This is a genomic window from Streptococcus suis (assembly GCF_002964045.1).
Classification (GTDB): Bacteria; Bacillota; Bacilli; order Lactobacillales; family Streptococcaceae; genus Streptococcus; species Streptococcus suis_U.
Window position 1 is genome coordinate 1 of the sequence record NZ_POPB01000425.1, and the last position, 9,163, is coordinate 9,163.

The following is a 9,163-nucleotide window of genomic DNA, read 5'->3' on the forward strand; positions in this document are numbered from 1 at the left end:
TTTCTAAAGGATAAAGACAAGGTTTTAAACGCTATGGAATTGCCTTATTCCAACGCCAAACTGGAAGCTACCAATAATCTCATCAAAGTCATTAAAAGAAATGCCTTTGGTTTTAGGAACTTTGAAAACTTTAGAAAACGGATTTTGATTGCCTTGAACATAAAGAAAGAGAGAACCAATTTCGTCCTCTCTAGGTGTTAGCTTTTCATCTACCCACTACAGTTGACAAAGAGCCCTTATAATATAGAGATACAGTTCACTAGAAGCAAAAAAGACGACCTCTTGCGAAGTCGTCTAAATTGGGCTCTATAATTTCTTTTAAATCGCCTGTGTCATGAAGCTGCGGCTTTCCAGTACCTTGACCATGGCTTCTGCTGTATCAAGGGCTGTAAAGAGTGGAATTCCTCCTTCAATAGCAGAGCTTCGAATCACTTGCCCGTCGCCGTCGGCCACACGTTTTTTACCAACCGTATTGATAATAGCCTGAACCTTTCCAGCTCGAACTAGACTAGGAATATCTTGACAGGACTCATCGCCTAATTTTCCAACAGTTGTTACGGAAAGACCATTATCTGTTAGAAAGGCAGCTGTTCCAGCTGTAGCCAGTAGACCATAACCTAGTTCATGGAAGCGTCGGGCAAGTCCAAGTGCTTCTTCCTTGTCTTCATCCGCAATGGTAAAGACAACATTACCAAACTCAGCTAGGTGCTGATAACTTGCCTCGAAAGCCTTGTAAAGTGCTTTTTCCAGTGTAAAATCCGAACCCATAATCTCACCAGTAGACTTCATCTCTGGACCTAACAAACTGTCAACTTTAGCCAATTTTGTAAATGAAAATACTGGTGCTTTAACGTGTACTTGCTTGCTTTCAGGGTAAAGACCGTCTTGATAGCCAAGTTCCACAAGGCTTTGTCCCAAAATCAATTTGGTTGCAACCTGGGCCATTGGAATGTCTGTGACCTTGGACAAGAATGGAACCGTACGACTAGCACGAGGATTGACCTCAATCACATAAACCGTCTCATCCTTGATAACAAACTGGATATTCATCATACCGATACAGTTGAGGCCGATTGCCAAGCGCTTGGTGTAGTCTGCAATGGTCACCTGCACCTCTTTATACAGGGTTTGTGGCGGATAAACTGCCATCGAGTCACCTGAGTGGACCCCTGCACGCTCGATATGCTCCATAATACCCGGAATCAAGACATCCTTACCATCTGAAATGGCATCCACTTCACACTCACGACCGACGATGTAAGAATCCACCAAAACTGGGTGCTCTGGCGAAGCCTTAACCGCCGTTCTCATATAAGAACGTAGGTCCGCTTCATTTTCGACAATCTCCATAGCACGACCGCCCAAGACATATGAGGGACGAACAAGTACCGGGAAACCAATTTTGCGGGCCGCTTCTAGTGCTTCCTCTTCATTGGTTGCGGTTTGGCCTGGTGGCTGTGGAATCCCAAGGTCTTTCAGGGCTTTTTCAAATAAATCCCTGTCTTCAGCACGATCCAAGTCTTCCACTTGCGTCCCCAAGATTGGAATACCTGCTTTGGCCAATGGCTCTGCCAAATTGATGGCTGTCTGGCCACCGAACTGAACGATAACCCCTTTGGGTTTCTCAAGGTCAATCACATTCAAAACATCTTCCAAGGTCAATGGCTCGAAGTAAAGCTTGTCCGAAATCGAAAAGTCTGTTGACACTGTTTCAGGGTTTGAGTTCATAATAATGGCTTCGTAGCCAGCGGCCTGAATAGCCTTGACAGAATGCACCGTTGCATAGTCAAACTCCACACCCTGTCCGATACGAATTGGGCCAGAACCCAGCACTAAAACAGATTCTTTTTCCGAACGGATGGACTCATTTTCCCACTCATAAGTTGAATAGAAATAAGGTGTAGCACTTTCAAATTCGGCTGCACAAGTGTCCACCATCTTGTAAACAGGGACAATTTTGTGTTCTATCCGCAGTTGGCGAATGTAAGATTCTGTCCGTCCCCAGAGTTCCGCAATCTTGCGGTCTGTAAAACCGTATTTCTTGGCTGTTTTCAATAAGTCGATATTATCGTGATTGATTGCCAATTCCTGCTCGATTTCCAAGATGTGCAATAGCTTGTCAAGAAAGAAAACATCAATTTTTGTCAATTGAGCCAATTCTTCTACTGTATAGCCACGGCGAAGGGCTTCTGAAAGATAGAATAAACGATCATCCTGTGCCTTGACAATCTTTTCAACCAATTGGTCATCTGTCACTTGGCTGAGTTCTGGCATTTCATTGTGATAGACACCGATTTCTAAAGAACGGCAGGCCTTGAGTAGGCTTTCTTCAATGTTACGACCGATGGCCATGACCTCACCAGTTGCCTTCATCTGGGTTCCAAGGCGACGCTCCCCTTTTTCAAACTTGTCAAATGGGAAACGTGGAATTTTTGCCACAACGTAGTCAAGAGCAGGCTCGAACATGGCATAGGTTGTTCCTGTAACAGGGTTCACCATTTCATCCAAGGTCAATCCAACCGCAATTTTTGCGGCTAATTTGGCGATAGGATAGCCTGTCGCTTTGGATGCCAAGGCAGATGAACGAGAAACCCGTGGGTTTACTTCAATGACATAGTACTTGAAACTATATGGATCCAGCGCCAACTGCACATTACAGCCCCCTTCGATTTTGAGGGCACGAATAATGCTAAGACTGGCATCGCGCAACATCTGGTTTTCAATATCCGAAAGCGTCTGCGTTGGGGCAAATACGATAGAATCTCCTGTATGAATTCCCACAGGGTCAAAGTTCTCCATGTTACATACGACCAAGGCATTGTCAGCTGCATCGCGCATCACTTCGTATTCAATTTCTTTGAAACCAGCAATCGAACGCTCAATCAAACACTGGGTCACTGGTGACAATTTTAGACCATTTTCTGCAATTTCACGCAGTTCTTCTTCATTGGCACACATACCACCGCCAGTACCACCCAGCGTGAAGGCTGGACGAACAATGACAGGATAGCCAATTTCAGCAGCAAATTCCAAAGCCTCATCAACTGTTGTCACAATCGTTGACTCAGGAATAGGCTGATTGAGGTCTTCCATGAGTTGTTTGAAAAGGTCACGGTCTTCTGCCTGATCGATAGCAGACAATTTTGTCCCTAATAACTCAACCCCAAGTTCTTCTAAAATACCAGCCTTGGACAATTCCATTGCCATATTAAGACCTGTCTGACCACCCAGGGTAGGCAAGAGAGCATCTGGACGCTCCTTCCGTAAAATCCGTGTGACAAATTCAAGCGTGATTGGCTCAATATAAACCTTATCCGCAATTTCCTTATCTGTCATGATGGTCGCAGGGTTTGAATTGACCAGGACAACGCTATAGCCCTCTTCCTTCAAAGCCAAACAAGCCTGAGTCCCAGCATAATCAAACTCCGCAGCCTGACCGATAATAATCGGACCAGACCCAATCACCATAATTTTCTTAATATCCGTACGTTTTGGCATAATTTTAAGATATTAAGGGCGTTAAACGGACACAGTCAAAATAGGAGTTTGACCAAGAACGCCTCGTTCGAGGAAAAACTATCTTTTTGACCCAGTCCGTAGCCCGAATTCAATTACAAAATCCGAGCAACAGAACACCCTACTCCTTTCTATTTTCTATCTCTCCGGATAGAATTAAATAATTTTCCGACGGGAGAAAATGGATTCGACATTAATCCATTTTCGAGCTAGTGCAAGGGATAGCCTGACCTCCATAGAGGCAGGCGTAGGGAAATGAGTTGCTTGCAACCATTGACCTGTCCCTTACCTTTCTATTTTCTATCTCTCCGGATAGAATTAAATAATAGACCGACGCAGTAAGGTTTAGCTCAATAGGAGTCAAAACTTACTGCACTTTTTTAAACGAATCCATCAAATCCATAAATTCATCAAACAAATAGCTAGCATCGTGTGGACCAGGTGCTGCATCTGGGTGGAATTGAACAGAAAAACCTGGATGGTACTTGTGGCGTACCCCTTCCACTGATTTGTCATTGATTTCTTCGTGCGTAATCATCAAACACTCTGGCAAATCTTCACGAGCCACTGCATAACCATGGTTCTGACTGGTAAAATCCACTCGACCAGTCGCAATTTCACGAACTGCATGGTTAAAACCACGATGGCCGAACTTCATCTTGTAAGTTGTAGCACCATTGGCCTTGGCGAAGAGTTGGTGCCCCATACAGATACCAAAAATTGGAATTTTTCCAAGAATACCACGGATCATGTCCAAGGCTTCTGGAACATCATCTGGGTTACCAGGACCGTTTGACAGCATGACGCCGTCTGGATTGAGGGCCAAAATTTCTTCAGCTGTCGAATCATAAGGAACAACCGTCACATTGCAGTCGCGTTTGGCTAATTCACGAAGAATAGAATGCTTCAAGCCAAAATCAACCAGCACAACACTACGTCCAACTCCAGGTGCAGGATAGGCTGTTTTTGTCGATACTTGCTGGATGTTGTTGGTTGGCAAAACAGTCGCTCTCAATTGATCCGTCAAATGCTCAACGGAATCACCAACATTTGCCAATGTCGCCTTCATGGTCCCGTGCTGACGAATAATTTTAGTTAGGGCGCGTGTGTCAATTCCAGAAATTGCTGGAATTTTCTTAGCTTTTAAAAATTCATCTAAAGTCATCTGGTTACGCCAGTTACTTGCTCGACGAGCCCACTCGCTAACAACCACTCCCTTACAAGTCGGATTAATGGATTCATAATCATCACGGTTAATTCCATAATTTCCAACCAAAGGATAGGTAAAGGTTAAAATCTGACCATTATAGGATTGGTCGGTGATTGATTCCTGGTAACCCGTCATCCCCGTTGAGAAAACCAACTCACCAGTCACATCAATATCAGCACCGAAGGCCTCCCCTTCAAAAATAGTACCATCTTCCAAAATTAAACGTCTTTTTGACATAAACTATGATACAAAGCCCGTTAAAAGGACAAAGTGAAAATAGGAAATTCGACGCCGACGCTATAAGCGTCAAGACGATATTTATCTTTTTCACACAGTCCTTAGGGCGTGTTCGAATAGGAAAACAAGATCATACTCGAACCTGTATCTTCTCCTTTCTATTCGTCGCCTCTCTGGGCGACATTAAATAATTCTCCGACGTGAGAAAATGGATTCGATAATAATCCATTTTCGAGCTAGTGCAAGGAATAGCCTGACCTCCATAGAGGCAGGCGTAGGGAAATGAGTTGCTCGCAACCATTGACCTGTTCCTTGCCTTTCTATTTTCTATCTCTCCGGATAGAATTAAATAATAGTCCGACGCCGAAAGGTTTAGCTCGATATTAGGTAAACCTTACGGCTAGTGTCAGAGGTAGCAAAGGTCCCATAGGACTTTACGTAGAAGGACACATGCCTTACCATGTAGTCCGACTGGCTCTGACCGACATGAGAAAATGGATTCGATAATAATCCATTTTCGAGCTAGTGCAAGGAATAGCCTGACCTCCATAGAGGCAGGCGTAGGGAAATGAGTTGCTCGCAACCATTGACCTGTTCCTTGCCTTTCTATTCGTCGCCTCTCTGAGCGACATTAAATAAGATAAGTCTAACAAATTACGAACTGCTCAGTTCTAAGATACCTGAACAGCTTACTTTTAAGCCTTGCCATTGACAATTGCTTCCAAAATCGCCATCCGGACAAATACTCCATTCTGCATTTGTCTGACGATGCGTGATTTTGATGCCTCTACTAAATGGTCATCAATTTCTACATCACGATTGACAGGGGCAGGATGCATGACAATAGCTCTGTCTTTCAAGCGCTTGTAGCGTTCTTCAGTCAAGCCATGCAAGCGATTGTAGGTTTCTTTCGAAAACCCTCCATCACCATCATGTCGCTCGTGTTGCACACGAAGCAACATCAAGACATCTACTTTCTCAACAATATCATCAATATTCACATGTTGACCATAAACATCAAATTCCTCTGCATACCATTCCTCCGGTCCTGCAAAGAAAATCTCAGCTCCCAAACGCTTCAAAATTTGCATATTTGACTTAGCAACACGTGAATGCGTGATGTCACCTGCAATGGCAATCTTCAAGCCTTCAAAAGTTCCAAATTCTTCATAAATAGTCATCAAATCAAGCAAGGACTGGCTTGGGTGTTGGCCTGAACCATCCCCACCATTGACAATTGAAGTCTGAATGGTCGGACTATCAATCAATTGCTTGTAATAGTCGACTTCCGAATGACGAATGACACAGATGTCGACTCCCAAAGCCGACATGGTCAAAATGGTATCATACAAGGTTTCACCCTTATTGACCGAACTGGTACGAGCATCAAAGTCAATCATGCCCATATCCAAACGGAGCTCTGCCATTTCAAAAGACTTATGCGTCCGAGTTGAGTCCTCAAAGAAAAGGTTAGAAGCATAATACTTCCTATCCAACTCTACCTTTTCCCCACCCTTGAAAGCAAGCCCCCGTTGAATGAGCCCAAGCACTTCTTCATTTGAAAGAGTTTCCATTGTAACCAAGTGTTTGAGTGAAACTTTACCATTTGTGATTGTCATGATGATACCTGCCTTTACGATTTAGATGTAGAATAATAACTAGGATTTACTCCCCTTCAACCAGAAGAACACAATCCTGGCCATCGATTTCAGCCATGTGAACAATGATTTCTTCCGAACGGCTGGTCGGAATGTTCTTCCCAACATAGTCCGCTCGAATAGGTAGTTCTCTGTGCCCACGGTCAACTAGAACAGCCAGACTAACGCGAGCTGGTCGCCCCAAGGAAACTACATTGTCAATAGCTGCACGAATGGTTCGCCCAGTATAAAGCACATCATCTACCAAAATAATATCACGGTCATTGACATCAGCAGCCATGCTTGTCGTATCTTCTTCGACTTTTACATCATCACGGAAAGGCTTGGTATCCAGTTCACCCAGTGGAACATCAATTCCCTCTAACTGTTTCAACCTTTCCTGAATACGTTTAGCAATGAACACCCCACGGGTTTTAATACCTGCTAGAACAATGTTATCCAAATTTTTGTTCCGCTCGATAATTTCATAAGTGATACGGGTGATAGCCCGTTTCATGGTCATATCGTCAACGATTTCTTTTGTCTTCATAAAGACCTCCAAAATATATAGAAAAAGTCCCCTTTGCACAAGGAGACTATGAAAATATAGGCTAGTAATTCGACTAACCTGCTTAACACGTTGCTCCTTGTCTGCCTCTCTGGACAGGTTTTAAAGGATTGATTAAGAGAAGTATAGCACAAATTTCCTACGTGGACAAATTCTGACTGTAAAATAGTCGAAAATCTTCGGATTTTACTGAGAATCTTACTTGTTTAGCAGACTGCGACGGACATTTAGGGATTTTACACCTGCCAACATAAAGCCGCAAATCAGATAGGCCACAAAAATTGTCCCTGCATAAGTCAATACATAAGACCAGCCATACTTGGGCACGTTTAGGAAGAAATAGGCAAAAGGACTGTCCTTAGCATCAGGAATAGGAATCTTTATGAAGAAACCGTTGACTAGTCCAAAGACCATATAAAGAACAGGCAAAATGGTCCACCAAATCGGGTCAAACCACATGTATTGTCGTTGTCGGTCCACAAGCAAGGTATCTAGTAGGAAATAAAGGGGAACAATATAATGACAAAGCAGATTTTCCACACGCCAAAAGTCATCTACCAACGGCGCTAACATGAAATGATAGACCACGCAGGTAATCATGATGGACATGGTCACAGCTGCCTTGATCCGTAGAAACTTGCTAGTCTGCAAGTCCGTTCCCTTGGTCATGGCATAAACCATATAGACCGCAAACACTGAAACCAACAAATTAGAAAGCACCGTGTAATACATAAGCATACCGATACCATACTTGATAATTTCAAGGGCAGTTCCCGTAATCGCCAGAACAGCTAACAAACACCTGCTATAAAATAAAAAACTTTGATTCTTCATACTATCCTTTCAAAAACGACAAAAGACTGGATTGACCAGCCCTTTCTCTTAAATTTTGGCTCTATAATTTCTGTAGTGGGTAAAACCACCGTGGAGATTATGGAGCCTTTTTGAGTATAGAAAAAAAGTCCCATATGACCTATAATGAAAAGCGACGAAACTCACATTAGAAAGGGTTCATATGGAACAACTAAATCTTATCACAAATCTTCTCAGAATTAAAGACAAAAATATCACTATCTCTAATGAATATGACCTAGGAACTCACTTAGAACTCCACGGTCACTTGGATTACACAGCCCCTAAATGCCCTAAATGCAAGGGACAAATGGCAAAATACGATTTCCAGAAAGCCTCTAAGATCCCCTACCTAGAAACAGCTGGCTATCCCTTACTTATCCGCCTTAGAAAGCGTCGTTTCAAGTGCAAGGAATGTGGGAAAATGGCTGTCGCTGAAACTCCTCTTGTCAAGAAGAACCACCAAATCTCCGTCGCTGTTAACCAAAAGATCGCTCAATTACTCATCGAAAATCAAGCAATGCAACATATTGCACACAGGCTATCTATCTCAACATCATCAGTTATGAGAAAGCTCAATGAGTTCAAGTTTGAAACGGATTGGAATACCCTACCTGAGGTGATGAGTTGGGACGAGTATGCCTTCAAAAAGGGGAAGATGAGCTTTATTGCACAAGATTTCAATTCCCTAAATGTCATAACCATTCTGGACGGAAGAACTCAAGCAACTATCCGAAACCACTTTCTACGCTATCCTAGAAAGGTTAGAAATCAGGTCAAAGTGATTACCATGGATATGTTTAGTCCCTATTATCAACTTGCTAAACAACTTTTTCCGAATGCAAAAATCGTACTCGACCGCTTTCATATTGTTCAACACCTTAGTCGTGCTATGAACCGTATCCGTATTCAAATTATGAATCAATTCGACAGAACATCGCAGGAATACCGAGCCTTGAAACGCTACTGGAAATTGATACAACAAGATAGCCGTAAAATCAGCGATAAACGATTTTATCGCCCTATGTTCCGAATGCACTTGACTAACAAGGAAATACTGGAAAAACTCCTGTCTTTCTCCGAGGAACTACGACAGCACTATGAACTCTATCAACTTCTCTTATTCCATTTCCAAGAGAAAAA

The 9,163-nt window shown here is 43.0% G+C and carries 7 protein-coding genes; 2 read left to right on the forward strand and 5 right to left on the reverse strand.

Features of this window, described 5'->3' with window-relative positions:
* On the forward strand, positions 1–201 hold a 201-nt coding region (locus C1E99_RS10920; protein ID WP_161943210.1), incomplete at its 5' end, for a transposase.
* A gap of 117 nt (positions 202–318) precedes the next feature.
* Here C1E99_RS10920 and carB read toward each other — a convergent pair.
* From carB to C1E99_RS10945, 5 genes are all read right to left on the reverse strand, one after another.
* A complete protein-coding gene (carB, locus tag C1E99_RS10925) occupies positions 319–3,498 on the reverse strand; it encodes a carbamoyl-phosphate synthase large subunit (protein WP_105207559.1) in 3,180 nt (1,059 codons plus the stop codon).
* A 385-nt stretch (positions 3,499–3,883) separates the two neighbouring features.
* Positions 3,884–4,963 (reverse strand): carbamoyl phosphate synthase small subunit, encoded by a 1,080-nt coding sequence (locus tag C1E99_RS10930; protein WP_105207560.1) that lies wholly within the window; start codon positions 4,961–4,963, stop codon positions 3,884–3,886.
* Positions 4,964–5,658: 695 nt separating this feature from the next.
* Positions 5,659–6,582: an aspartate carbamoyltransferase catalytic subunit gene (locus C1E99_RS10935; RefSeq protein WP_105207561.1), complete on the reverse strand. Its 924-nt coding sequence runs from the start codon at positions 6,580–6,582 to the stop codon at positions 5,659–5,661.
* A gap of 46 nt (positions 6,583–6,628) precedes the next feature.
* Positions 6,629–7,150, reverse strand: a complete 522-nt coding sequence (pyrR, locus tag C1E99_RS10940) for a bifunctional pyr operon transcriptional regulator/uracil phosphoribosyltransferase PyrR (protein ID WP_105207562.1) — start codon at positions 7,148–7,150, stop codon at positions 6,629–6,631.
* A gap of 216 nt (positions 7,151–7,366) precedes the next feature.
* Positions 7,367–8,002: a Pr6Pr family membrane protein gene (locus C1E99_RS10945; protein ID WP_105207563.1), complete on the reverse strand. Its 636-nt coding sequence runs from the start codon at positions 8,000–8,002 to the stop codon at positions 7,367–7,369.
* Between the two features lie 181 nt (positions 8,003–8,183).
* On the opposite strand from C1E99_RS10945, the gene C1E99_RS10950 reads away from it, so the two are divergent.
* A partial coding sequence (locus tag C1E99_RS10950) for an ISL3 family transposase (RefSeq protein WP_105207564.1) occupies positions 8,184–9,163 on the forward strand: 980 nt, incomplete at its 3' end.